At 59.9% G+C, this 26,200-nt stretch carries 16 protein-coding genes; 15 read left to right on the top strand and 1 reads right to left on the bottom strand.

The features are described from left to right. Window positions 1–220: 220 nt before the first annotated feature. Complete coding sequence (locus tag ACFSKT_RS04415) at window positions 221–1,243, bottom strand: LacI family DNA-binding transcriptional regulator (RefSeq protein WP_377720583.1); 1,023 nt, start codon at window positions 1,241–1,243, stop codon at window positions 221–223. 98 nt (window positions 1,244–1,341) lie between these two features. Here ACFSKT_RS04415 and ACFSKT_RS04410 point away from each other — a divergent pair, with 98 nt between their 5' ends. From ACFSKT_RS04410 to ACFSKT_RS04340, 15 genes are all read left to right on the top strand, one after another. After that, window positions 1,342–4,440, top strand: coding sequence for a beta-galactosidase (locus tag ACFSKT_RS04410; RefSeq protein WP_377720582.1), 3,099 nt, complete (start codon window positions 1,342–1,344; stop codon window positions 4,438–4,440). Between the two features lie 193 nt (window positions 4,441–4,633). Then, the gene (locus tag ACFSKT_RS04405; protein WP_377720581.1) at window positions 4,634–5,854 is read left to right on the top strand and encodes an AGE family epimerase/isomerase; all 1,221 of its coding nucleotides are present in this window, start codon (window positions 4,634–4,636) and stop codon (window positions 5,852–5,854) included. Next, window positions 5,851–7,647 carry an ABC transporter ATP-binding protein gene (locus ACFSKT_RS04400; protein ID WP_377720580.1) on the top strand — a complete coding sequence of 599 codons (1,797 nt, stop codon included), beginning with the start codon at window positions 5,851–5,853 and terminating at the stop codon, window positions 7,645–7,647. The genes ACFSKT_RS04405 and ACFSKT_RS04400 overlap by 4 nt, the downstream gene beginning before the upstream one ends. Before the next feature lie 223 nt (window positions 7,648–7,870). Beyond that, window positions 7,871–8,917: a LacI family DNA-binding transcriptional regulator gene (locus ACFSKT_RS04395; RefSeq protein WP_377720579.1), complete on the top strand. Its 1,047-nt coding sequence runs from the start codon at window positions 7,871–7,873 to the stop codon at window positions 8,915–8,917. A 27-nt stretch (window positions 8,918–8,944) separates the two neighbouring features. Continuing rightward, window positions 8,945–11,383 carry a beta-mannosidase gene (locus ACFSKT_RS04390; RefSeq protein WP_377720578.1) on the top strand — a complete coding sequence of 813 codons (2,439 nt, stop codon included), beginning with the start codon at window positions 8,945–8,947 and terminating at the stop codon, window positions 11,381–11,383. Window positions 11,384–11,667: 284 nt separating this feature from the next. Continuing rightward, window positions 11,668–12,507, top strand: coding sequence for an ABC transporter permease (locus ACFSKT_RS04385; RefSeq protein ID WP_377720577.1), 840 nt, complete (start codon window positions 11,668–11,670; stop codon window positions 12,505–12,507). A gap of 199 nt (window positions 12,508–12,706) precedes the next feature. Beyond that, a complete protein-coding gene (locus ACFSKT_RS04380) occupies window positions 12,707–13,693 on the top strand; it encodes an ABC transporter permease (RefSeq protein WP_377720650.1) in 987 nt (328 codons plus the stop codon). Window positions 13,694–13,755: 62 nt separating this feature from the next. Next, window positions 13,756–15,375, top strand: coding sequence for an FAD-dependent oxidoreductase (locus ACFSKT_RS04375; protein WP_377720576.1), 1,620 nt, complete (start codon window positions 13,756–13,758; stop codon window positions 15,373–15,375). Further along, window positions 15,372–15,704 carry a 4Fe-4S binding protein gene (locus ACFSKT_RS04370; RefSeq protein ID WP_377720575.1) on the top strand — a complete coding sequence of 111 codons (333 nt, stop codon included), beginning with the start codon at window positions 15,372–15,374 and terminating at the stop codon, window positions 15,702–15,704. Before ACFSKT_RS04375 ends, ACFSKT_RS04370 begins: the two co-directional genes overlap by 4 nt. Window positions 15,705–15,741: 37 nt before the next feature. Further along, window positions 15,742–16,809 (top strand): ABC transporter substrate-binding protein, encoded by a 1,068-nt coding sequence (locus ACFSKT_RS04365; RefSeq protein ID WP_377720574.1) that lies wholly within the window; start codon window positions 15,742–15,744, stop codon window positions 16,807–16,809. A 1,363-nt stretch (window positions 16,810–18,172) separates the two neighbouring features. Continuing rightward, window positions 18,173–20,530, top strand: a complete 2,358-nt coding sequence (locus ACFSKT_RS04360; protein WP_377720573.1) for a diguanylate cyclase — start codon at window positions 18,173–18,175, stop codon at window positions 20,528–20,530. A 101-nt stretch (window positions 20,531–20,631) separates the two neighbouring features. Then, on the top strand, window positions 20,632–22,572 hold the full coding sequence (locus ACFSKT_RS04355; RefSeq protein ID WP_377720572.1) for a PAS domain S-box protein: 1,941 nt from the start codon (window positions 20,632–20,634) through the stop codon (window positions 22,570–22,572). 170 nt (window positions 22,573–22,742) lie between these two features. Next, on the top strand, window positions 22,743–23,693 hold the full coding sequence (locus tag ACFSKT_RS04350; RefSeq protein ID WP_377720571.1) for a carbohydrate ABC transporter permease: 951 nt from the start codon (window positions 22,743–22,745) through the stop codon (window positions 23,691–23,693). A 70-nt stretch (window positions 23,694–23,763) separates the two neighbouring features. Continuing rightward, window positions 23,764–24,552: a carbohydrate ABC transporter permease gene (locus ACFSKT_RS04345; RefSeq protein WP_377720649.1), complete on the top strand. Its 789-nt coding sequence runs from the start codon at window positions 23,764–23,766 to the stop codon at window positions 24,550–24,552. A gap of 135 nt (window positions 24,553–24,687) precedes the next feature. Further along, on the top strand, window positions 24,688–26,124 hold the full coding sequence (locus ACFSKT_RS04340) for an ABC transporter substrate-binding protein (protein WP_377720570.1): 1,437 nt from the start codon (window positions 24,688–24,690) through the stop codon (window positions 26,122–26,124). The last annotated feature ends 76 nt before the right edge of the window (window positions 26,125–26,200 follow it).

Below are 26,200 nucleotides of genomic sequence, written 5' to 3'. Positions count from 1 at the left end.
TGACAGGCCTATGTCTTAGGATTGATTTCAAAACCTACTGAAGCTTTGTCCTCCAGGACAAAAGCGTGCCACGCTCTAAAGCCCCCGCTTTCCACCACCTTACGTGCCAGCACGAAAACGGGAGTCCAGAGGGCGAAGCCCTATGGTTCCCCTCGGCGGAGGGGGAAGGGGGAGGGAACATCAAAAGTGGGATCAAAGGTGCGAACCCCTTTCGTACCGTCTATCCGGACTGACGCACGACCAGCCGGGAGGACAGCGCGATGCGTTCCGCGAGCGCGCCGGGGTTCTCCCGACGGCGGGCGAGCTGCTCGACACCGCGGTAGCCGAGCGCTTCCTTCGCCAATTCCGTTGTCGTCAGGGGAGGATCGAAGTAGGCGGCCTGCTCGATATTGTCGAAGCCGGCGACCGCGCACCGTCCCGGAATGTCGACGCCGCGTTTCTTCAGCAGCTGGATGAGCTCCAGCGCGATGTGGTCGTTGGCGCAGACGATGGCGTCGATGTCATGCTCGGCGAGCAGCTGCTCCGCTTTGCGCCCCAGATTCTCCTGCCACCCCGTCTCCTTGTAGCGGAAGGTGAGCTTGCGCAGCACGCAGCCCGATGCCCGTCCGCCTAACTCCTCCACGGCCTGCCGGCATCCTGTCCACCGGTCGCGGAAGCTGACGGCGAACGAGTCGTCGCCGACGAACAGCAGCGAACGCCGGCCGGCTTGCGCCAGGTGCCGGACCAGCCGGGCGCCGCTCTCCGCATTATCGTTGAACACTGAATCGGCTTCGATGAGCGGATCGCGGTGATCGATCAGCACGATCGGCTGTCCCATCTGATAGATGGAGGCGACCGATGCCGTCGGCATTCGGCCGACGATCAGATGGCCAAGGCATAGCCCTTCGTCGAGGTAATGAGGGAACGAGGGACGTCCGGTATTGCCACCGCTGCCGGAGATCATCACATAATGCCAGCCCATGGCGCTCGCGCCCGCAGATATGCCGGACAGGACGCGTCCCCAATAAGCCGGATCCTGCGCTTGGCGTTCATCGGTCCAGACCAGAATATAAGAGGCTGGCGTAGCGGCGGCGGCCGATTCAATGTCTGATTTTGCCAAACGATAACCTAACATTTTGGCTGCAGCCCAAACGCGCTGCCGGGTTTCCTCGCTGACGCCGGACTTTCCGGACAACGCCTGCGATACGGAATACTTGGACAAACCGAGATGATCCGCGATGGTCTGCATCGATATTTTGGCCATAAGTTTGGATTCTCCTCTTGACGGTTGCTAACAAAGCGCTTAAATTGACTGAGAAAATCATAACATGAACCAAACATACCTAACAAGGAGGCTCTCCTATGAAGCCGATATTATTTTATGATGAAACATTTCCATATCCGGGTCAGCCGCTGTCTTCCGAGACGATCGAGCAGCTGAGCGCCGCATTCCGCATTGTGAAGGCGAACGAACTGGCCGAAGCGCTGGCCGACGATCATATCGAATGCCTGGTTCATCTGCACGGGCCATATTTCCCGAAGGCGGCTTGGAGTGCGATTCTGGGTTATCTGCGCCAGGGCAAGGGACTGCTGCATGCGGGCGGCGCGCCGTTCAAGATTCCGGTGAACGACGAAGGAGGCGTCTGGAAGGCCGAGCGCGAGCAGACCGCTTACCATGCGCAGCTGCTGATCCACGAGACGCTTCGCGTCAAACGCGATCCGATCGCTGCGCTTGCGCATAACGCGGATCTTCCGTTGTTCGCCTCGCATGAATCCCTGTTCGGCATCGAGGACACCTACGGTCTTGTCCTGCACGTGACGCGCAGCGACGACCATCCGGATCAGCTCGGCTCGAGCGGCCCGATGGACGCGCACATTTATCCGCTGCTGAAGGGAATCTCGAAGGATGGCCGCGAAGTGGCTGCGCCGGCCGTGCTCCTGGAGCATACGAAAGGCGATTTTGCCGGCGGGCGCTGGGTGCTGATCAACCAGGAGCTGAAGGAGGCGTTCTGGACGAATGGCGGCGCGCAGGCGCTGCAGGCGTGGGCGGCATTCGCCGGACGGCCGGTGACAGAGGCGTGGGTCAAGCCGAACTACGCGAGCTATGAGCCGGGCGAGAAGCCGGTGCTGTCGCTGCAATATCAGACGATTCGCCGCGCTGACTCGCGCTCGTGGCGTTACGCGCTGCGCGTATTGCGCGAAGGCGCCGAGGTATGGAGCGGAGAAGGCGACTTGAGGACGTCGAACGACATCGGCTTCTTGCGCGCCGCGCTCCCGATCGGGGTGGAGGCAGGCCTGTACGAGGTCGTCTGCACAATCACAGCAAGCGACGGCGAGCGCCGGACGCTGCGCCAAGGCTTCTGGGGGATGGACCGCGAGCTGCTTGCCCAGGGCGAATCGCTAAGCTGCGGACGCGATTATTTCGTGAAGAACGGCAAGCCGATGCCGATCGTGGGCATGACGTACATGACTTCGGACGTGGCGCGCAAGTTCCTGTTCCTGCCGAACGTCGCCGCCTGGAACCGCGATATGGCGCAGATGGAGAAGGCGGGCATCAACCTGATCCGCACCGGCATCTGGACGGCATGGCGGAATTTCGCGTTCGTCGACGGCCACACGACGGAAGAGACGCTGCGGGCGATCGACGCGTTCATCCTGACGGCGGCTCGGCACGGACTGGAGCTGACGTTCAACTTCTTCTCCTTCACGCCGGAAGCGTGGGAGGGCGCGAATCCGTACCTCGACCCGCGCAGCGTCGAGGCGCAGAAGCGGTTCATCGCCTCGGTCGTCTCCCGGCATACCGAGACGAAGAACGTGCAGTGGGATCTCATCAACGAGCCGACGATGTTCGATCCGAAGCGGCTGTTCCAAGGACCGCGCTCGGCGCGCGATCCGTTCGAGAAGGCGCGCTTCACCGCTTGGCTGCGCCAGCGGCACGGCACGATCGAAGCGCTCCAGGAGCGGTGGAACATGACGCCGGCGGAGCTGCCGGATTTCGAGTCCGCGATCGCGCCGGAGCCATCCGACATCAACTTCAGCGTGCAGGACGTCGGCGGGATGAAGCGGGGGCTTCGCTGGCTTGACTACTGTCTCTTCTCCATGGATATGCACAATGTATGGGCATCCGAGTTGACGGCTTCCATCAAACGGATCGTCCCGAACCAGCTCGTCACGGTCGGACAGGACGAAGGGCTTCCGTCGCAGCGGCCGACGCCGTTCTTCTACGCCGAAGCGGTCGATTACACAACCGTGCATACGTGGTGGGAGATGGACAATCTCGTCTGGGACGGCGTGTTCACGAAGGATCCGCAGAAGCCGAACCTCGTGCAGGAGACCGGCATCATGTACGTCGAGACGGCGGACGGCAAGGCCAAGCGGAGCGAAGAGGAGCTCCGGAACATTCTGGAGCGCAAATACGCCTATGCGTTCGCGACGGGCGGAGCGGGCGCGGTGCAATGGGTGTGGAACACGAACTTCTACATGAACAACGTGAACGAATCGAACATCGGCGCGCTGCGCGCGGACGGCACGGAGAAGCCGGAGGCGGACGTCTCGTACCAATTCGGCGCGTTCATGAAGCAGGTCGGCGGTCAATTCGAAGGCCGCAAGCTGGAAGAGATCGCGGTCGTGTTCCCTTATTCCAACGATCTGGGCAACCGCAGGCTGGCTTACGACGCAACGAGCCGTCTTGTCAGACTCCTCGCTTACGACATGAAGCTGCCGGTACGCGGCATCGGCGAGTACCAGTTGGATCGGCTTGGCGACGAGCACGTGCCGCTGATCATCGTGCCGAGCGCGCACAACTTCCGCGACGAAGCCATGGCGCAGCTGCTCGAGCGGATCACAGAGAAGGGCGGCACGCTGCTTCTCACGGGACCGGTCAGCCTGGATGCCTATTGGGGCGTGAACAAGCGGCTGGCGAACGTGCTCGGCGAGACGGATGTCGTCAACATTCGCCGGGAAGAGCTGCTCGACCTGGACGGCCGCCTCTATCCGGTATCCTTCGGCGGCCAGCGGATTGCCGATACGAACAAGGAAGTGCCGGCGGGAGACGCGGGAGCGGCGAAGCTGATTACGGTTCAAGCCGGACGCGGCACGGTCGTCTGGTGTCCGCTGCCGATCGAGCTCAACGAGCGCAAGGACGTTATTCAAGCGGTCTACGAGCAGGCGCTTGCGAAGGCGAAAGTGAGCAGCGAGCTTACGTGGCATAAAGGCGGCGAATTGCCTGGCGTATACGGACGTAAGCTTGCGTTCAACGAAGGCAGCTTGTTCGTCTTCGTCTCGGAGCTGGGCACCGATGCGGATATCGAGGTCGGCGATCCGGCGACGGGGGCCAGCTACGCCTTCAAGCTGGAGCGCGAGCGCAGCGTGCTGTTCTTCGCGGACGGGAAAGGCGAGCTTACGGCGGTATGCCGCCCGGATGACGTGCATGTGCAGACGAAGCTCAATCAATTGACGTAGGACCGACTTCTATAACGGCTTCCGCAAGGCACGGCGCGTATGGCGGGGTCCGCCACCGGTAAGCGGATTCCGCCCATATTGGCGGCGGGTCCGCCCACGAGGCAGGGATGCGATGCCGTACGTCTTGCGGACAGCCAAATGATGACGCGGTTGAACAACAGGAGTGAACGAACAGAGTAGAGGAGCATTCTATATGAGCTTGTCGTTAGCGGCATGGCAAGAAGAGATCGGGCAAGAATTAAAGAACGGCATTTTGGAATTCTGGATGACGCACGCGGTCGACGCGGATAAGGGCGGGTTCCATGGCGAAATCGCGGAGGACGGAACGCCGAATCCGGCGGCGCACCGCAGCTTGGTGCTGAACACGCGGCTGCTGTGGACGTTCGCTTCCGCGTTTCGGACGAAGCATGACAAGCGTTACCTTGAATTGGCCGAGCGCGCCTACCGGTATTTGACGGAGAAGTTCACGGACTCGGAGCACGGCGGCATGTATTGGATGGTCGACGCGTTCGGCGTGCCGGTAGACGAGAAGAAGCAGGTATACGGTCAGGCGTTCGCGTTGTACGCGTTGTCGGAATACGTCCGCGCGACCGGCAGCCGGGAGGCGCTTGAGCTTGCGGTCGGGATTTTCCGTCAGATGGAGCGACATGCCTTCGATCCTGTTCATGGCGGCTACTTCGAGGCGCTCGCGCGCAATTGGGAGCGGTTCGAGGATTACAGCTTGAGCCATCACGGCGTGAAGGCAGACAAGACGATGAATAATCACCTCCACATCATGGAGGCTTATACGAACCTGTACCGCGTATGGCCGGAGGATGAGCTGAAGCAGAAGCTTGCGGCCGTCATCGAATTGACGCTGGATCGCATCGTGAACAAGGCGAACGGACACTTCCATTTGTTCTTCGATGACGCGTGGTGCGTGCAATCCGCCCATATCTCCTACGGCCATGACATCGAGGGCAGCTGGCTGATTACGGAAGCGGCCGATGTGCTGGGCGAAGCCGAATTATTCGGACGTGCCAAGGCGGTCGCGATTCAGATGGCGGATGCGACCTTGAAGGAAGGCGTCGACGAGGACGGCGGACTGTGGAACGAAGGCACGCCGGAAGGGCTGATCGACCGGAACAAGGATTGGTGGCCGCAGGCGGAAGCGATGGTGGGGTTCTATAATGCCTATCAGCTGACGGGTGAGGACCGGTATCGGGAAGCCGCGCTTCATTCCTGGCGTTTCATCCGAGCCTTCTTGGTCGACAAGCAATACGGCGAGTGGTATTGGAGCGTCACGGAGAACGGCGAGCCGCTCTCGAAGGTCAAAGCCAATCCGTGGAAATGCCCGTACCATAACGGCCGCGCCTGTCTGGAGATGCTCGAGCGGCTGGAGCATGAAGCGAGGGAGCACGCGACCGCGCCATGAACACCGCCTCTTCCGCCGATATGCAGCCGCTTGACGTCGAGCAGCTGTTCGAGCAAGGACATATTAAGCAGGGCAGGGCGTTAAGGGCGCTGCTCAGCCTGTACCGCGGCCAACGCCTTAACCTGGCGCTGTCGACGTTCTTTTTCTTAATTAAGCATTCGCCCGTGTGGGTCATTCCGATTATTACGGCGGACATGATCAACCACCTCAGCGATCCGAGCGTGCAGGGGTTCGGATGGCTGTGGATCGATCTGGCGATCGTCTCGGTCGTCATCATGCAGAACATTCCGACTCAGATCGCGCACGTCAGCTTCATGAGCCGGGCTTCCCGGCACATCGAAGCGGCGCTGCGCGGCACGTTGATCCGCAAGCTGCAGCGGTTGTCCATGTCCTATCATAGCGACATGAAATCCGGCCGCATGCAGTCCAAGGTGCTCCGCGACGTCGAGGCGATCGAGACGATGTCCAAGCAAATGATGTACGCATTCGTGCCGGCGGTGCTGAACGTCGTCGTGGCGCTTGCCATCACGCTGACGACCAGCCTGACGATCGCCTCGTTCTTCGTTCTCGTCATCCCGTTCGCGGTCGCGATCGTCTTCGCGTTCCGCCGGCGCATTCAGCTGGGCAACCGCGAATTCCGCAAGGAAGTGGAGCAGATGTCCGGACAGGTGGCGGAGACGGTCGAGATGATTCCCGTCACGCGGGCGCACGGGCTGGAAGAGACTGCGATCCACAAGATGGATCGCACGCTGCGCAGCATCAAGTCCAAAGGGTATAAGCTGGACGTGATGGAAGCGTGGTTCGGCTCGTCCAGCTGGGTGACGTTCACGCTGTTCCAAATGCTTTGCCTCGGCTTCAGCTGTTGGCAGGCGGGACGAGGCGTTATCGGCGTCGGCGATGTCGTGATGTATCAAGGCTTCTTCTCTTCGATTCTAATGGCAGTGAACCAGATCATCGTCGTGTACCCGCAGATCGCCAAAGGTCTGGAGTCGATCCACTCCGTCTCGGAGGTGCTGCTGTCCACGGATACGGAAGCCTATAAGGGGACGAAACCATGCGGCCCCGTAAAGGGCGACATCGAATTTGACCGCGTCCGGTTCAGCTACGGCGATACCGATAAGCATGTGCTGGAGGACTTCAGCCTGCGGGTAAAGTCGGGCGAGACGATCGCATTCGTCGGCGCATCTGGCGCCGGCAAGTCGACCGTGCTGAATATGGCGATCGGCTTCTATCGACCGAACTCGGGCACGGTGAAGGTGGACGGCATTCCGTTCGACGAGCTGGATATGCGCAGCTACCGGCACAATCTCGCCGTCGTCCCGCAGTCGACGGTGCTCTTCTCCGGCACGATTCGCGATAATATTACGTACGGACTGGAGCAGGTGCCAGAGGAGAAGCTGCGGCGCGTCATTGAGCTGGCGAATCTGCGGGACGTGATCGACGGGATGCCGCAGGGGCTGGATACGATGATCGGCGAGCACGGCGGCAAGCTGTCCGGCGGCCAGCGTCAACGGATCGCGATCGCCAGGGCGATGATTCGGGAGCCGCGCATCATCCTGCTCGACGAAGCGACTTCGGCGCTGGATAACATATCGGAGCATGTCGTCCAGCAAGCGATGCAGGAGCTGATCAAGGACAAGACGACGTTCATCGTCGCCCATCGGCTGTCCACCATCCGCGATGCCGACCGCATCGTCGTCATGAACAACGGACGGATCGAGGAGGTCGGCACGTACGAGGAGCTGATCGGCGCCCGCGGCGCGTTCTATGAACTCAAGCAGCTGCAAGCCTAACGTTATGCGCATGTTATTCCCATCGCGACGAGCAGCCCCTATTCCCATGCGCGGGCTGCTTCAAGCTGGTCTTCTACCTGGAGAATGAACTCCTTAACCGCTGATCCGGTTCATTCTCGCGATTCGTTATGATTTCGCGGCATTGTTATGCACCTAACAATCAAGTATATTTAGGATAACAAGAACGAAGCCATACACATCGCATAGACCGGAGTTGGTAAGGTTGAAGAAGGTAACGATGGAGCAAATCGCCCGTGAGGTCGGCGTATCCAAATTCGCCGTGTCGCAGGCGCTCTCGGGCAAGCCGGGCGTCGCGGAAGAGACGCGCAGCCGGATCGTGGAGGTGGCCGAACGGCTCGGCTACCGCAAGACGATCAAGATGAGCCGCAAGAAAGCGGAGATCCAAGAAAGCGGAGAGAAGCGGGGAAGCGCGCTAGCCGGCACGATCATCATTCTTATGCCCGATGTCAGGTTCCAGCATCGAGAGTCCTCTTATTGGGGTCGGATTATCGACGGCGTGCTGGCCGAGCTGACCGCTAGAGACGTCGGCGTCATGATGGTCACCGAGAGCAGCTCGGAACGGTTCATGAACAGCATTAATCCGGATGGCGTGCTCGGGTTGATCGGGATCGGTTATATCGCGGGTTCGCTGCTTGGCGATATTCGCGCGCTCGGAATCCCCGCCGTCTTGATCGACCATGAGGATGAGGACGTGCCGACCGATACGGTGTTCATGAATAATTACGATTGTATGCGGCAGCTCGCGAAGCGGGCCGTGAAGATGGGACATGCGGATATGCGTTTCGTCGGCGATCCTGCTTATTCCCGCAGTTTCCATGACCGCCTGCTCGGCTTTCGAATCGCGCTGGAGGAGGAGTCGCTGCCGCTTCCGTCCGCGGATGATCCGCTGCTTCGGCTGGGGGACGACCCGCAAGGGGCGATCGAAGCCGAGCTCACCCGAATGAGAGGCCGCAAGCGCTGGCCGTCGCTGTTCGTCTGCGCGAACGATTCCCATGCCGAGCTCGTCATCCGCGCGCTGCGCGAGCAAGGCGTCCGCGTGCCGGAAGACGTCTCCGTCACGGGCTTCGACCATACGCCGGGCAACGCGGATCTACCGGCGATTAGCACGATCGAGGTGCCGAACGAGCTCATGGGCAAGCGAGCGGTCGAGGTGCTGATGAGCCGGCTTTGCGACCCGTCGCGCCCCTGCGAGAAGCTGCTGATCAACGGACCTTTCATTCCCGGCGCAACGCTGAAGACCATGCAATAAATTTCCATAAACGAGAGGGGTCCCCTTATGATATCCATCACGCTAGACGGCGCTTGGACGGTGAAGAACGAGCGTACGGGCACGACCTATCCGGCCGTCGTTCCCGGCTTCGTCCAGAAGGACTTGACCGAGCAGGGCGTGCTGCCGAATCTGTACGATACGCTCCTGGAGGAGAAAATCGAATGGGTCGAGCACGATGATTGGACGTACAGCCGGACGTTCCGGCTTGGGCCCGACTCGCTCGGCGCCAAGCGGATCGAGCTGGTATTCGAAGGCATCGACACGTACGCCGAGATCGAGCTGAACGGCAAGACGATCGCGCGCACGGACAATATGTGGGTGCCCGTGCGCTGCGACATTACGGAGCTTGCCCAAGCGGATAATGAGCTCTTCATCCGGATCGCTTCGCCTACCCGTACGCTGCAGGAGAAGGAGCGTCAATTCGGCGATCCGCTCAAGCTGTGGAACGGAATTCCCGCGCGGTTGTTCGGCCGCAAAGCCCAATATGGCTACGGCTGGGACTGGGGGCCGAGACTGGTGACGGTCGGCATTCACCAGTCCGTCCGCGTCGAAGCGCACGGCGGCATCCGCGCGGAGAAGCCGGTCTACCAGCTGCCGTTCGTATCGGATGCGCAAGCGCTCGTGTCCGCTAGCGTTCGGATCGCGAATACGACTGGTTCCGAGCGGACGGCGACGATCAACTGGCGGCTGCTCGACGGCGATGCCATCGTCGCCGAGCACGCCGTATCGGCCGAGCTGGCGCCAGGCGAGAACCGCTGCGCCGCGCCGCTAGCGATCGCGAATCCCAAGCGCTGGTATCCGATCGGCTACGGCGAGCAGCCGTTGTACCGGCTTGAAGTCGACGTAAGCGCGGAAGAGGTCCATTCCAAGTCCGCGTGCACCGTTGGCGTGCGCGAAGTTCGAATCGCCCAGCCGTATGACGAGCAAGGACGGAAGTTCGTGTTCGAGATCAACGGCGTGCCGATCTTGTGCAAGGGCGTCAATTGGATTCCGCTCACGCTGTATCCGAATCTGGACAGCCCGCAGACCTATGTGGAGGAGATCGAAGCGATCGCGGCGGCGAACATGAACATGATTCGCATCTGGGGCGGCGGCACTTATGAGAACCACGCGTTCTATGAGGCGTGCGACCGGCTCGGCGTTCTCGTCTGGCAGGATTTCATGTTCGCGTGCGGCGATTACCCGGACGACGACGACTTCTGCGCGCTCGTGCGGCGGGAAGCGGATCATGTCATCGCCGAATTCGGCGACCATCCGAGCATCGTCTTGTGGTGCGGGAACAATGAGAACCAGCATTTTATCGTGAACAGCAAGAAGAATCGCCGCGAAGGTTATGGCGAGCGACTGTTCTTCGAGGTGCTCGCGGACGCCGCGGCCGTCGACACGCTGCGGCCGTACTGGCCGACCAGCCCGTACGATTTGAGCGTCGACAGCTCGGCGAATAACGAATCGTGCGGCGACATGCATTACTGGCATGTGTGGGGACGGACGCATCCGTACGAGGATTACGCAAGCGTGAACGGCCGTTTCTTGTCGGAGTTCGGCATGCAGTCGTACCCGTCCATGCAGGTGCTGGATGCCGTCGACCCGGAGGCGGATCTGCGCGATCCGAAGTTCGTCAGCATGCAGAAGGCGCCGAACGGGCTGCAGCGGCTCCTGTATTATACGGCTGGGGATTACCGCCTGCCGGCGAGCAAACGGGAATTCGTGTATGTCAACCAGCTCATGCAGGCCAATGCGCTCCGACTGGCCGTCGAGCACTGGATTTCCCGCATGCCGGATACGTCCGGGGCGCTGATCTGGCAGTGGAGCGACCTATGGCCGTCGATCAGCTGGTCGATCGTGGATTACAATAAAGTATACAAACCGTCGTATTACGCGATGAAACGCAGCTTCCAAACGCCGAACGTCCTTGCGAAAATCGCGCCGGGTTCCGGCCAAGCCGAGCTGTTCCTCATCCATGAACGCGGCGACTTCCAAGGCAGCATCGTCGTGGAGCTGTACGACATCGAGACGGAGACGGCGGTGCATACGGAACAGATCGAGGCTGTCGGAACCGGCTGCCGTTCGACCCGAGTCGGTCAAATCGCGATCGGCGGGCATGATCCTTCCCGCGTCGTCCTGTTCGTCCATCTGTACGACGGCGAGCAGCTGCTTGCGCGAAACAGCTATCTGCTGGGCAAGCCGCATGCGCTTCGCTTGAAGACGCCAGCCTTCGATATCCAGCGCAAGGAGACCGCGGACGGCGAAGAATGGACGGTGACGAGCCGCGTCTTCGCGAAGGACGTGTGGATTGCGGATGTGTCCGGGGCGCTGAGCGACAACGGCTTCGATCTGAAGGCCGGCGAGTCGCGCACGATCAAGCTGCCGCGCGACGCTGCGCGGGACGGCGTCCAGCCTGCACTGCTCAGCTTGAACGGGGTTGCGAGCATCGGATACGTGTAAGCCGCATGACGGAGCGGTACGCGTCTTAATTTTTACTTGACAGTCCAATCCGGCCATGCTAATTTTATATCACACTTGATTCATCGGAATAATTTGTTTAATGATTGCATGTATTCGCATATCGTCTACCAATCCAATTGGAGGCTTCTGATTCACGTAATCAGAGGCCTTCTTGCGTTCCAAGAGACATTGCGATCTCCATATCGTCAACCGTATCGACGGAGACATACTCGGATGAGCATGTCTCTTTTTGTTTTTTTTGCCGTGTTCGAGGAGAAGAAGCCATGTCACATGAATGGACAAAGGGGGCAACAACGATGATCGGAACAAAGGCGGGGGCGCTGACGGGCCGAAGGGCGTACAAACGAAGCACGATCGCGGCGTTGGGGTTCGCTTTCCCGGCTGCGCTGCTGATTGCCTGGCAGGTGCTGGGACATTATGAGCGCATATCGCCGCTGCTCTTCCCGACGCCCTATACGATCGCGGAAGCGTTCGTCTCGCTGGCCGCATCCGGCTCGCTCGCCGAGCATCTGCAGGTCAGCTTGGTTCGGGCGTTGTCCGGCTTTGCCCTCGGAGGCGGACTCGGGCTGCTGCTGGGACTTGCGGTGGGTCTATTCCGCACGACGGAGCGGGTGTTGGATCCGACGGTCCAAATGATCCGCATGGTGCCCAGCCTGGCGATCGTCCCGCTCTTCATTCTATGGTTCGGCATCGGCGAGGAATCGAAAGTGCTGCTGATCGCCAAGAGCGCCTTTTTCCCGCTCTACATCAACACGTACCTCGGCATTCGCAATGTCGACAACAAGCTGTTCGAGGTGGCCAAAGTCTTGGGCTTTAGCCGGTTGAAGCTCATTACCCGTCTGGTCATTCCGGCCGCGCTGCCGAACGTGCTGTTGGGCGTGCGTCTCTCGGTCGGCCTCTCATGGCTCGGGCTGGTCGTGGCGGAGCTCATCGCCTCCACCTCGGGCATCGGGTACCTCATGTCGGATGCCCGTCAATTCAGCGATACGCCGGTCGTGTTCGTCGGCATCCTCGTGTTCGCGGCGGTCGGGAAGCTTAGCGATTCCCTCGTTCGCGCGGCTGAGCGGCGATTGCTTCGGTGGCAGGACAGTTACAAAGGATAGCGGGAGAGGAGCGGTACGGATGAGCAATGGATCGGAAGCAGCTGCAAGAGAAACCGTTCAACAAGCGCAACCTGCGACCCGGCGGGCGAGGGCCGCGATCGCGGAAGCCGGAGGGGGGGAACAGGCGCGGGCAGCGCCTCGGGCGAGCAGCGGCGAAGAAGCGATTCGTTCCGCCGCAAGCGAAGCGATGCGCGATCGGATGCCGTCCTTTAATCATCTCGCATCGCGGCCGGAAGCCGCGGAGGCGCCGCAGTTTCCCATCATCGCGGAAGTCGCTTCGGCTGCGGCGGGTGAGCGCGCATACCGGTCAGGGCCGGATGCCGTCGCAGAGTTGGATACGCGGCGGCCGGCGCCGCCGGCCAAACCCCCGAGGCCGGCGAGCGCCGCTTCGCAAGCCCAGCCGATACGCCCGGGATACTGGAAGCGAACGGGTGCGGACCTGATCCTCGCCTCGATTCTGCCGGTCGTGCTGCTGGCGGCCTGGCAATACGCGGGAAGCTCGGGCCTGGCGTCGCCCGAATTCCTGCCCACGCCGCTTGCGATCGCGGAACGCCTGGCGGGGCTGCTCGGCTCCGGCGAGCTGCTTCATCATCTTGGCGTCAGCATAGGGCGTGCGCTGACCGGCTTCGCGATCGGCGGTTCGCTCGGCCTGCTGGTCGGCTTGCTGACCGGCCTGCTGCGGGAAGCGGAGTACGTGCTGGATCCGAGCGTGCAGCTGCTGCGCCTTGTGCCTCACCTGGCGGTGGCGCCGCTCATCATTCTGTGGTTCGGATTCGGCGAAGTGTCGAAGGTCGTGATCATCGCCAACGGGGCGTTCTTCCCGATGTACTTGAATACGTATCTGGGCATACGCAATGCCGATAACAAATTGTTCGAGGTCGCTCGGGTGCTGGAGTTTCGGCCGCTTAGGCGGTTGACCCGGCTGACGATTCCCTCGGCGGCGCCCCATCTGCTGCTTGGCCTTCGCTTGTCGCTGGCCGTCTCGTGGATCGGTCTGGTCGTCGCCGAGCTGATCGGATCGCGGTCGGGCGTCGGGTTTCTTATTAATGAAGCGAAACAGAACGCGGCCACGGACATCATCTTCGTCGGCATCCTGCTCTTCGCGGTCGTCGGCAAGCTGATCGATTCCTTGGTACGGCTGCTGGAACGCAGATGGCTGCGATGGAGAGACAGCTACCAGGGCTGAAGCTATACGAGGCAACAACGGCAATGAACCATATGCATAACGAATTCGGGAGGTAATGGGACATGAGCGAAAAGGCAGCGGCAAGCGCATTGCAATTGAAGGCCGACGTACTGGTAATCGGCGGCGGTCCGGCAGGGACGTGGGCGGCGATCACGGCGGCGTCCGGCGGCGCGAAAGTGGTGCTCGCGGATAAGGGCTACTGCGGTTCGAGCGGCGCGACGGCGCCGTCGGGCACGGGCGTCTGGTATGTGAAGCCGGAGGAGAAGCTGCGAGAGGAAGCGAAGCAAAGCCGCTTCGCGCTCGGCGGTCAGCTGGCAGAGAATGGCTGGATGGACCGCGTGCTCGACCGGACGTACGCGAATATGAACAAGCTCGGCGAATGGGGCTATCCGTTCCCGCTCGACGATGGAGGCAATCCCTATAAGCGAGGGCTGCAGGGCCCGGAATACATGCGTCTCATGCGCAGACTCGTGCAGAAGGCGGGCGTTAAAATTCTCGACCACTCGCCGGCGCTGGAGCTCCTGGCCGACGAGCACGGTGTAGGCGGGGCGGCCGGCGTGCGCACGCAGGCCGGCGGAACTTGGAGCGTTCAGGCGGGCGCGGTCGTGATCGCGACCGGGGGCTGCGCGTTCCTGAGCAGGGCGCTCGGCTGCAACGTCTTGACCGGCGACGGATATTTGCTGGCGGCCGAGGCGGGCGCCGAGCTGTCGGGCATGGAATTCTCCAACGCGTATGCGATATCGCCGACGTTCTCTTCCGTGACGAAGACGGCTTATTACAAATACGCCAGCTTCTATTACGAGGATGGCTCCGTCGTCGAAGGGGCCGGTTCCCAGCGAGGCCGCTCGATCATCGCACGCAACCTGCAAGCAGGCAGACAAGTGTATGCAAGGCTCGATCAGGCGCCCGAAGATCTGCGGCCGCTGCTGCGCGTCGGTCAGACGAATTTCTTCTTGCCGTTCGACCGGATGGGCCTCGACCCGTTCACGGACAAATTCCCGGTCACGCTCCGGCTGGAAGGCACGGTGCGCGGCACGGGCGGCATCCACATCACGGATGAGACGTGCGCGACCAAAGTGCCCGGCTTATACGCGGCCGGCGATGCGGCGACCCGCCAGCTGATCTGCGGCGGCTTCACTGGCGGCGGCAGCCATAACGCGGCATGGGCCATGTCCTCGGGTTCGTTCGCCGGCGAAGGCGCGGCAGCTTACGCGCTGAAGCTGGGCAGCCATTCGGCCGACCGGAAGCTCGTCGGGCTCTCGACCGCTCCGATCGCCAGCGAAGGACAATCCGCCGGAAATTCCGCCAAATCGGCGGCCGCCACGCAGGAGGCGGTGCGCGCGGTTCAAGCAGAGGTGCAGCCGTACAGCATCAACCTGTTCCGCACGGAGAAGGGGCTGAACGAATCGATCGGCCGGCTGGATGGAATCTGGAGCGAGCTCAAAGGCCGGAGCGTCGCCCGCACGGCAGAAGGCGTCAAAGCCCGCGAAGCGGCGGCGATGACGGCCACGGCGCGCTGGATGTATCATACGGCGATCGCCCGGACCGAGACGAGGGGGATGCACAAACGGGAGGATTTCCCTACGCAGGACGAAGGACAGCACTACCGTTTGATCAGCGGCGGGTTGGATGACGTGTACGTGAAGAAGGAGAGCGTGACGAAGGAGGCTGTTACGAGTTGATTGAAATCATCAGCGAGACGAAGTGCATCTCTTGCAACCAATGCGTCAATGTCTGCCCGACCAACGTGTTCGACCGCGTCCAGGACGGCATTCCGGTCATCGCCAGGCAGAGCGACTGCCAAACCTGCTTCATGTGCGAGCTGTATTGCCCAGTGGACGCGCTGTATGTCGCGCCGGATTCCGAAGGGCTCACGCTGATCAGCGAAGCACAGGTCGAAGGCGAAGGGCTGCTCGGCGGCTATCGGGAGAAGGTCGGCTGGGGCAGAGGCCGCCAGCCGGTCGCAAGCCATGCTTTCATGTACGAACTGGCGAAACGAACGAGCTTCTAATCAGAGCAGGAATCGTTACAGGAGAGGGGTCTAAGACATGCATACGCAACGAAAAGGGGGAGGCGCGGCTTGGCGGGCCGCGTTCATCGCCGGCGTGCTGCTTACGCTGGCGTTCATTCAAGCATGCGGCTCGGCGAATAATGGCGGGAACTCCAATGCCGCGGCAAGCGGCTCCGGCAATGGCAACCAAGCCAAGGCGGCTGCGGCCGAACCGGCCGGCGACGTGCCAGCCGTGCTGAATTACGGCTATATCGGTACGAACAAGCTGAATTTGCCGGGCGGGGCGGAGGGCTGGGGCTTTTATAAAGGCATCATTCAAGAGGAACTCAAGAAACACGGCATTACCGAGGTCAAGCTGACCGGATTCCCGAACGGTCCGGACCAGAGCGAGTCGCTCATCAGCGGCCGGCTGGATATGGGCAGCCTTGGCGATACGCCGGCGATTCTCGCGCGCGCCTCGGGCGCCAAGACGCGGCTGATTACGCAGGGCGCGACGGACTCGATCGGATATCTCATCGGGAAGAAGGATGGACCGAAGACGCTGCAGGAGCTGAAGGGCAAGACAGTTGCCATTCAGAAGGGCTCCTTCATGCACCGGTACGTCGCGGGTCTGGTAAAGACCGAAGGGATCGAGGACGTCAAATTCGTGCACATGCTCCGTCCCGACGGCGAAGCCGCGCTCGCGCGCGGCGACGTGGACGCGATGACCAACAACGGCGTGTTCGCGCTGAAGCTGCTGGATGCGGGATACGTGCATTTGGACGACGCGACGAAGCATCCCGAGCTGTACGGGACGAGCGCGACAGTCGTGTCGGAGGACTACTTGGCGAAATTCCCGGATTTCCCGAAAGTGTGGAACGCCGCCCGATTGAAGGCGATCGAGGATTTGAAGCAGCACGAGGAAGAATACTACGCGTTCATCGCGGAGCAGCAAGGCACAACCGTCGAGCTCGTCAAGAAGGCAAGTCCGATCAGCTATATCAAGGACGTGCCGTTCACCGAGCCGGGCCTGAAGCTGCTGGACGGCACGAAATCGTTCCTCGTGGACGAGAAACTCGCCAAGAAAGACTTCAAACTCGACGATTGGGTACTAAAATCCGAGTAAATCCTAACGAAAACCGCCGGCTCGCCCCGGCGGTTTTTTTTATTTTTGGAGTATCAACTCCAAGAACGTAAGCTTTGTCCGCAAGGACAAAAGCGTACCCACCTCAAAAAAAAACGACGCCCACAACCCACCGTGTCAGCACGAAACGGGAGTCCTGAGCGTTTTCCAAGGAAAACGCACTTCGGAAGCATATGCTGCGCAAAGCCCTTGGAGCCCCCTCGGCGGAGGGGGTGGGGGGAGCGACCTCAACGTAAGCCTTGTCCGCAAGGACAATAGCGTGCCCTCCTCGAAAGAAACCGCCGCCCACAACCCACCGTGTCAGCACGAAAGGGGAGTCCAGAGGGCAAAGCCCTTGGAGCCCCCTCGGCGGAGGGGGTGGGGGGAGCGACCTCAACGTAAGCCTTGTCCGCAAGGACAATAGCGTGCCCACCTCGAAAGAAACCGCCGCCCACCACCCACCACGTAAGCACGAAAAGGGAGCCCAGAGGGCAAAGCCCTTTGGAGCCCCCTCGGCGGAGGGGGTGGGGGGGAGCGACCTCAACGTAAGCCTTGTCCGCAAGGACAATAGCGTGCCCACCTCGAAAGCAACCGCCGCCCACCACCCACCGCATAAGCACGAAAAGGGAGTCCAGAGGGCAAAGCCCTTTGGAGCCCCCTCGGGGGAGGGGGTGGGGGGAGCGACCTCAACGTAAGCCTTGTCCGCAAGGACAAAAGCGTGCCAACTCGAAAGCAACCGCCGCCCACCACCCACCGCATAAGCACGAAAAAGGAGTCCAGAGGGCAAAGCCCTTTGGAGCCCCCTCGGCGGAGGGGGTGGGGGGAGGGCCCCAACGTAAGCCTTGTCCGCAAGGACAAAAGCGTGCCAACTCGAAAGCAACCGCCGCCCACAACCCACCGTGTCAGCACGAAAGGGGAGTCCAGAGGGCAAAGCCCTTGGAGCCCCCTCGGCGGAGGGGGTGGGGGGAGGGCCTCAACGTAAGCCTTGTCCGCAAGGACAATAGCGTGCCCACCTCGAAAGCAACCGCCGCCCACCACCCACCGCATAGGCACGAAAAGGGAGTCCAGAGGGCAAAGCCCTTTGGAGCCCCCTCGGCGGAGGGGGTGGGGGGAGCGACCTCAACGTAAGCCTTGTCCGCAAGGACAAAAGCGTGCCTACTCGAAAGCAACCGCCGCCCACCACCCACCGCATAAGCACGAAAAGGGAGTCCAGAGGGCAAAGCCCTTTGGAGCCCCCTCGGCGGAGGGGGGTGGGGGGAGCGATTTTTACCAAAAGGCTAAATTTCAACCCAATCCAGACCGATAAAGAAGCTATTAGCTTGTTCCGGAATCGCCAGACAACCAGAACCCAAAGGCAGGGCATGTGATGGTATCTTTTTTCGTCGCGGACTTTTTCATTCTAACCGCATCCTTATTCTTAAGCATGTTCGTCTTCAAGCGCTTGCCCGACCGGTTCAAAACGACATGGCGTATGCGTGCGCTAATCGGCGTCTACCAAGCCTTTTTCGGCATCCTGATGCTGCTGTTCAGTCTGGAGGTCGCGCCTTCGGTTTGGCTGGACTTGCGGCTCATCCCGATCTTGCTCGCCGCGTACTTCGGCGGTTTGCGAAGCTCGCTGCTCGCCGCCGGATTGGTGTCGATGGGGAGGTTCGTCGTGTTCGACGGCTTTACGCCCCAAGCAGCTTCGGCGGCCGCGCTGGTCATGCTGATCGGACTATTGTCCGGCATCGCGGCCGAGCGGATCAGAAGCTATTGGAAGTTGTGGATGCTCAATACGTCGACGGTCATGCTATTCGCAGGATTGTTCTACGGCTACGTGCTTCAGGTCAACGGCATAGCATTGAGCAAGCTTTGGATGATGGAGATCTTTTTTGTGATCGGGAGCTTATTCATGTTCGGCTGTATTTATTTGCTGAAAAACACATACGACCGGCATTTCCTCAATAAGAAGCTGTATGATATGATCCACTCCTTCCATAACATTGACAATGTGAACGATGTCTATGAGAAGACGCTCCGCGAATTAAACGATTTGTTCCGATCGGATATGGGCAGCATCGTGGCCATCCGCGAGCAGCGTTATCATCTCGTCGGGCTGCTGAGCGGCGGCGAATACAATCGCATCGGCAGCCGCGTATCGGTCGAAGATATCGAGGCGCTCGAACGGGCGCTTGCCGGGCAATCCTCGCTCTATCCCGATTGGACGGTGCGTCAGCCCAAAGGGTTGCTCGAGGGCGGGATTTACGAACGAGGGGGGCGTTCCTCGATCCATGTGCCGATCCGTTATAAAAATAAAGTGATCGCGCTGCTCAATTTAGGCTCCTCCACGCCCAACTTCTTTAACGCCCGCGTCATGAAGTTCGTCGAAGATCTGACGCCCAGCATCAGCATGGCGCTGGCGCTGCTGGAGTCGGAAGCGCGCTTTAGCTCGATCGTCGATTCGAGCAAGGACGGCATCGTAATCGCGGATAGCGAGTTGAATATTGTGTCCTGGAATTACGGCGCGAGCCGCACGTTTGGCTATTCGGAAGAGGAGGCGATCGGTCAGCCGATCGGCATGCTCATCCCGGAGCGGCGCCGCAAGCTTTATTTGAAGCGGATTGACCGCTTTATCAACCACTTGGACCATGTGCGGGCGAAGCAGAATACGGTCGAAGCGTTCGGACGGCGTAAAGACGGCACCGTGTTTCCGATCGAGCTGTCGTACAGCATGTGGGAAGCGTCGGGCGTTCGATACTACAGCAGCATCATTCGCGATATTACGCGAAGAAAACGCAACGAGGAGCAAATTTTGACCCTGCAGCGCGATTTGGCCGATACGATCCACTTTCAGCACGGCGTTGTCCTGAAATATAAAAAAATCGGGGACGATTTCATTTACACGCTGGCGGACGGCCAAATGCTAAAGGAGATCGGCGTCACCCCGCAGGAACTGATCGGCCAGTCGCTCGAAGCGTCATCTCCGCCACCGCTGCTGGAATTCATGCGCGAACAATACGCGCTCGCTTGGAGCGGACAGGTCGTCGAGTGCGAATACGGCCACGGCCGATTCACGTTCTTCTCGACGTTTAATCCCGTCTTCAAAGAGGGACGCGTGCATGAGGTTGTCGTCTCGGTCAGCAACATCAGCCGGCGGAAGCAGGCGGAGGAGAAGCTGATCGAAGCGAACCGTAGACTGGAGCGACTCTCCAACCTCGACGGACTGACCGGGCTGGGCAACCGGAGAAGCTTCGACAGCCAGCTGGACCAAGAACGCGAGCGCTGCCGCGCGCGAGGCACACCGCTAACGCTCATGATGATGGATATCGACTCGTTCAAGGCGTTCAACGACACGTATGGACATGTGGCGGGCGACGCCTGCTTGAAGCAGGTGGCGGATATTCTCGGCGGATTAGCCGAGGGGCAAGAGTTTTGCGCGGCTCGTTACGGCGGCGAGGAGTTCGCCTGCATCATGACGGGGATTTCGCCGGAGGAGGCGGCCGCATTCGCGGAATCGGTCCGAGCGGGAATCCAATCGCTCGCCGTGCCCAATGAGCGGGCGGCGGCCGGCATCGTCACCGTCAGCATCGGCACGGCGATATGGCCAGCCGAGGAGATCGGCGAATCGGCTTTCCTTATCGATACGGCGGACCAAGCCTTGTATGCCGCCAAGGCGGCCGGACGCAACCGGGTGACCGGCGTTTCGTTCATCTCACCGTTCGCTCCCCTGGAATCGTCAAAATAAAGCCCGCGAGGGCTTTTTTTGTTGGGGATGTTTCGCATGTGCTTGAGCCGGGTAAATAACTATATTTCTCTGCCTATCACCTGGAAGGGGCTGTAAGTCTAATGCAGTTGAATCCTATACATAACATTGGTCATCGTGCGCTCTTCGATCACGTCTTCCATCATTCCCCGATTGGCATCGCGTTTATCTCGCTGGATTATAAGTGGCTAAGCATCAACTCGTCCGCGTGCCGCATCTTCGACTACACGGAGGAGGAGATCGTCAGCCAAGATCCGAAGACGTTACTGAGCGGCGATGGGCCGGATGGGCTTGAGTCGCTGCTGTCCCGATTGATCGACGGCCAAAAGTCGCTGATCGAAATCGAGATTACCTATACGAAGGAAGAAGGCAGGACCATTTGGGCATCGGCCCAAATTTCGCTGGCGAGAGAAGAGCATACCGGCCAGCCGCTGTTCTATATTTTACAGGTCGTCGATATCTCGAAGAGCAAGATCGCCGAGCAGAGCCTGCAGGAAAGCATTGAACGCTACACGTCGCTGAAGAAGTACAATCATGACGCCATTATCTCCTTCGGATTAGACGGCAGGATCATGAACGGGAACCAGATGGCGGAGCAACTGACCGGCTACACGATCCCCGAGCTGATCGGCTCCAGCATCGCAAGATTGATCGGCCAAGCCAATCTGGATCGCATCTTCGGGATGAAGTCGGACTATCAGACGGTTGAGCAGAGCTTGAATTTCGTCTTGAACCGGGAAGGCAGCGCCGTCGAAGTGCTGTGTACGCTCGCGCCGATCATCATTCACGGCAAATCGGTCGGCTTCTATTTGATTGCCAAGGACATGACAGAACAGAAGAAGCTGATGATCGAGAAGGAAGCCGCGGAGAAAACGAACAAGGCGAAGAGCGATTTTCTGGCGATGATGAGTCATGAGATCCGCACGCCCATGAATGGCGTCATCGGCATCACGGACCTGCTCATGGAGACGTCGCTGGACGCCGAGCAGCGCGAATACGTGCAGATTATCAAGAAGAGCGGCGAGACGCTGCTGACGATCATCCACGACATTCTCGATTTCTCGAAGATCGAATCCGGCAAGGAGGAGCTCGTCGAGAGCCACTTTAAGGTGCGCGACGTCCTGCTGGACACGTTGAATATGTTTTTGCCCAAAGCGATGCAGAAAAACTTGGATATTTCCACCTCCGTCAGCTCGTCCGTTCCGGAGTGCGTCTTCGGCGACATCATGAAGCTGCGGCAGGTGTTGATGAATCTGCTGAGCAACGCGCTGAAATTCACGCCAAACGGCGCGATCGCCATCTCGGTGCGTCAAGCCGGCCGGCAGGAGGATGCGGTGACGCTCGAATTCGCGGTCCGCGATACGGGAGTCGGCGTGCCGCCAGAGAAGATCCCGTATCTGTTCGAGCCGTTCTATCAGGTCGATTCCTTCATGTCCCGCTCTGTCGAGGGCACGGGACTCGGTCTGGCAATCTGCAAAAAGCTGGTCGAGCTGCTCGGCGGCCGGATCTGGTACGAGTCGACGGAGGGCGAGGCCGGCTCTACATTCCGTTTCACGGTGCGGTTTCAAACGTCCTCGGGACAGAACGCGAACGGCGAACAGGCAGACGAGGAGAGCAGTCTTACGCACCAGTCGCTCAAAATTCTGATCGCCGAAGACAACGAGGTCAACCAAATCGTGCTGAAACGGATGATCGAGAAATTGGGGTATACGGCAACCGTCGTCTCCGACGGCCGCGAAGCGGTCGAGGCGCATCAGCGATACCCGTACGATATCGTATTCATGGACATTCAACTCCCGATTATGGACGGACTCGAGGCGAGCAGGCTCATCAAGGAATCGCAAGCCGGCAAGAAGATCCCGGTCGTCGTCGCCGTGACGGCGCATGCGATCAAAGGCGACAAAGAGAAGTACTTGGCGATGGGGATGGACGAATATATAAGCAAGCCGATCAGCATCGACGCCATCGCGGCCGTGATCGAACGGTACAAGGAAGACCACGAGCCGAATGTATCGGCGGGATAGCATTCATTCAAGGAAGACGGATCTTGCGGTCGTTTCGGCCGTTGGCCGTCTTTTTTGTTCGACCGGAAGAAGTCAAGATAAGCGCCAAACTGATCAAAATACCGTCATCGCGGACAACGCCGGATTCACTATAATAAGGACAACTCCGCTGCGAAATGAGGTGTATGTTCATGAATAAAAGGACGGTGTCCGTCAGCACGGCTCCGCCCAGGCAAGCTGCCCGGACGCGGCCGCGGTCGCTGGCTGCCAGCGAGAATGTAGCAGGCTGGCTGTTCGTTAGCCCGATGCTGATCGGCGTGTTTACGCTGGTGCTGCTTCCGATCGTGGCCACGATCGTGCTCAGTTTCGCCGACTGGAATTTCGTCCAAGGCTGGAGCGGCATCGATTGGGTGGGCTTGGGCAATTTCAGCCGGCTGCTGGACGATGGGGCCTTCCTGCGTTCGGTGCGCAACAATATCCTGTTTCTGCTCGCCGTGCCGGTCTATATGCTGATCTCGATGGCGCTGGCGATCATCATCGACCGTCATGTGTACGCGAAGGCGAAGAGCTACTTCAAGGTGGCCTACTTCATGCCCTATATCTCCAGCATCGTCGCGGTGTCGGTCGTCTGGCAGGTCTTGTTCCAGCCCTCGTACGGTCCGATCAATCAGATGCTGCGCGCGCTCGGCGTCGACAACCCGCCCATGTGGATCGCCGATCCGAACTTTGCGCTCGTCTCGATCATGATGATCGTCGTCTGGACGTCGATTGGCTTCAATCTCATCATTTACATCGCGGGCTTGCAGTCGATTCCCGCGGACTTGTACGAAGCTGCGGCGATCGACGGGGCCGGCGGATGGACGAAGTTCAGCCGGATCACGTTCCCGCTTTTGTCGCCGACGTCGTTCTTCCTGCTCGTGACCGGCGTGATCGCGACGTTCAAGGTGTTCGATATTATCGCGGTCATGACCCAAGGCGGGCCGATCGGCTCCACCTCGCTCATGGTTTGGTATTTGTACGACACGGCATTCGTTAACTTGAAGGTCGGGTATGCGTCGTCGATCGCGGTCGTGCTGCTGCTGTTCGTGCTGCTGATCACGTTCGGACAATGGATCGCCCAGAAGCGATGGGTCAATTATTAGAAGGGGGGATTGGCGCGTGTTGAACCGACGCGGAGGCTTGGATTGGCGCAAAGGCTTGCTCACGGTCATCATGTTCGCGGTCAGCATCCTGTTCTTGCTGCCGTTCATCTGGATGCTGGCGACGTCGTTCAAGGTCGAGAAGGGTGTGTTCGTCTATCCGGTGGAATGGATTCCGAAGCAGTGGAACGCGATCGCGAATTACAGGGAGGTGTGGGCCGGCGACTATCCGTTCTGGAAGTATTATCTCAACTCGGTGAAGGTAGGGGTGACCACGACGATCATCTCGGCATTCATCTCCGCGCTTGCGGCATACGGCTTCTCCAAAATCCGGTTCAAAGGGAGCAACTACGTCTTTCTCGTCGTGTTGGCGACGTACATGGTGCCGAGTCAGGCGATCTTGATTCCGCAGTTCATTCTGTACCGCCAGATCGGGTTGTTCGACAGCCATTTGGGCTTGATACTGCTTGGCAGCTTCAGCGTGCTCGGCACGTTCATGCTTCGGCAGTTCTTCATGGGCATCCATCAGGAGTTCATCGAGTCGGCCAAAATGGACGGCGCGAACCACCTCCGCATTTTCTGGAACATCGGCCTCCCGCTCGTGAAGCCGGCCGTGGCGACCTATGCCATCCTGCGCTTCATCTGGACCTGGAACGACTACCAAGGGCCGCTGATCTTCCTGCGCAGCGACCGGCTGTTCACGATCCCGCTGGCGATGCAGAAGTTCACGTCCTTAAGCGGCGAATTCTACTCGCTCATCATGGCCGCCGCGGTGTCGGCGATTCTGCCGCTCCTGATCGTGTTCGTCATCGGGCAGAGAAGCGTCATCGAAGGCATCGCGCTCGGCGGGGTCAAGGGCTAATGCGCCGCCCGGCAGACCGAAGAAAGGTCGAAATAATTGCAAAGAAGTCAAAATCGTTTCATCCTTTGCCCATGCGGCTTGATTATGATGAAGCTAGGACAATGCGAAGATGAACCAGAATAGGGAGGCATCGACATGAAAAAGAGATGGGTCGCCGGGCTTGCTGTAAGCGCTTTATTCGCGGGACTGCTCACAGGCTGCGGTAATTCCGACAACGGCGGCAGCGGGAATGCGGATGCGAACGCGAACTCCAACGCAGGGACGAACGCCGGGGCGAACGCGGGAACGAACAAGGGCGGCAATAGCGGGCAGAGCGGCGAGGCGGTTAACCTTCGCCTGTATACCTACGGCACCGAGGAGGCGTACAACTGGAAGGCGACGCTCGGCGCTTACGAACAGGCGCATCCGGGCGTGACGATCGAGCTGGTCCAATTAAGCGAGAAGGGCGACACGATGGAGGCGACGAAGAAGCTGGATTTGGCGGCGGCTTCCTCCGAGCAGATCGACGTGCTCATGTTCAGCGACGCGGCGAGCTACTCGCAGCGCGTCGCGCTCGGCATGGCGGCGCCGCTCGACGATTTTATCGCCAAGGAAGGCTACAAGCCGGAAGAAGATTACAAGGTGGACACGCGATTGAACGGCAAGGTTTATGCGCTGCCCGGCAAGTTCAACCCCTGGTACGTGCTGCTGAACAAAGACCATCTGGACGAAGCGGGGCTTGCCGTCCCGACGGACTGGACATGGGACGACTATGCCGACTACGCGAAGAAGCTGACCAAGGGCGAGGGCGCGAACAAACGGTACGGCACCTATTTTCACGGTCCGCAGAATGGCGGATGGATGGAATATTTAAAGCTGAAGATGGAGAATCAGCCGGAGGGCGCCGAGTTCCTCAAGCCGGACGGCACGTCCAATCTGGACGATCCGAATTTCCGGGCTACGCTCGAGCTGCGCTTGCGGATGGAGAAGGAGGACCAATCCTCGGTGCCCTACGCCGACATGATTTCGCAGAAGCTTGCCTATCGCAACCAATTCTTCAACCAGTCGGCCAGCATGCTGACGATCGGCTCGTGGATGAACACGGAGATCGGCGGCACGGACAAGGTGCCGCTGACGTTCCATGTGGCGGTCGCGCCGTTCCCGAAGAACAACAAGGAGGACGAGACCGGGCTGACGCCGGTGACGACCGATTACGTAGCCGTGTCGGAGACATCCAAGCACAAACAGGAAGCGTACGACTTCGTCCGCTGGTATACGACCGAAGGTCAGATCGTGCAGGGCAAGAACATTCCGGCGTGGAACGGCGTGAAGAGCGAGCAGGTCGCAGGCATAATCGATACGATCCTGAGCGGCACGAAAAATCCGGAGCTCGTCGACAAAGCTTCGCTCGTCTCCACGCTGATGAACTCCAAGGCCTCGCAAATCATCGCGCCGACGTCCTATCAGGCCGAGGTGTACAAAGCCATCAACGAAGAATATGAGAAGCTGATTCTCGGCAGCCAGGATATCGACCAGGCGGTGGCGAACGCGCAGAAGCGCGTCGACGAGATTATCGCGGCGAACAAAAAGTAACGTATTCCCTCGCGAAGTTCGGCTTCGCTATAATTAGTTTCACGGGGACGCCAAGCCGTCCCCCTTTTTCCTGTTG

Source organism: Paenibacillus xanthanilyticus, assembly GCF_042682185.1.
Classification (GTDB): domain Bacteria; phylum Bacillota; class Bacilli; order Paenibacillales; family Paenibacillaceae; genus Paenibacillus_Z; species Paenibacillus_Z xanthanilyticus.
This window is presented reverse-complemented; position numbering and strand designations above follow the sequence as displayed.

Excerpts from the sequence above, each read along its gene's own strand:
- ACFSKT_RS04415 (WP_377720583.1), bottom strand. The coding sequence starts at position 1,243 with ATGGCCAAAATATCGATGCAGACCATCGCGGATCATCTCGGTTTGTCC.
- ACFSKT_RS04410 (WP_377720582.1), top strand. The coding sequence starts at position 1,342 with ATGAAGCCGATATTATTTTATGATGAAACATTTCCATATCCGGGTCAG.
- ACFSKT_RS04405 (WP_377720581.1), top strand. The coding sequence starts at position 4,634 with ATGAGCTTGTCGTTAGCGGCATGGCAAGAAGAGATCGGGCAAGAATTA.
- ACFSKT_RS04400 (WP_377720580.1), top strand. The coding sequence starts at position 5,851 with ATGAACACCGCCTCTTCCGCCGATATGCAGCCGCTTGACGTCGAGCAG.
- ACFSKT_RS04390 (WP_377720578.1), top strand. The coding sequence starts at position 8,945 with ATGATATCCATCACGCTAGACGGCGCTTGGACGGTGAAGAACGAGCGT.
- ACFSKT_RS04385 (WP_377720577.1), top strand. The coding sequence starts at position 11,668 with ATGTCACATGAATGGACAAAGGGGGCAACAACGATGATCGGAACAAAG.
- ACFSKT_RS04380 (WP_377720650.1), top strand. The coding sequence starts at position 12,707 with ATGCCGTCCTTTAATCATCTCGCATCGCGGCCGGAAGCCGCGGAGGCG.
- ACFSKT_RS04375 (WP_377720576.1), top strand. The coding sequence starts at position 13,756 with ATGAGCGAAAAGGCAGCGGCAAGCGCATTGCAATTGAAGGCCGACGTA.
- ACFSKT_RS04365 (WP_377720574.1), top strand. The coding sequence starts at position 15,742 with ATGCATACGCAACGAAAAGGGGGAGGCGCGGCTTGGCGGGCCGCGTTC.
- ACFSKT_RS04360 (WP_377720573.1), top strand. The coding sequence starts at position 18,173 with ATGGTATCTTTTTTCGTCGCGGACTTTTTCATTCTAACCGCATCCTTA.
- ACFSKT_RS04355 (WP_377720572.1), top strand. The coding sequence starts at position 20,632 with ATGCAGTTGAATCCTATACATAACATTGGTCATCGTGCGCTCTTCGAT.
- ACFSKT_RS04350 (WP_377720571.1), top strand. The coding sequence starts at position 22,743 with ATGAATAAAAGGACGGTGTCCGTCAGCACGGCTCCGCCCAGGCAAGCT.
- ACFSKT_RS04345 (WP_377720649.1), top strand. The coding sequence starts at position 23,764 with ATGTTCGCGGTCAGCATCCTGTTCTTGCTGCCGTTCATCTGGATGCTG.
- ACFSKT_RS04340 (WP_377720570.1), top strand. The coding sequence starts at position 24,688 with ATGAAAAAGAGATGGGTCGCCGGGCTTGCTGTAAGCGCTTTATTCGCG.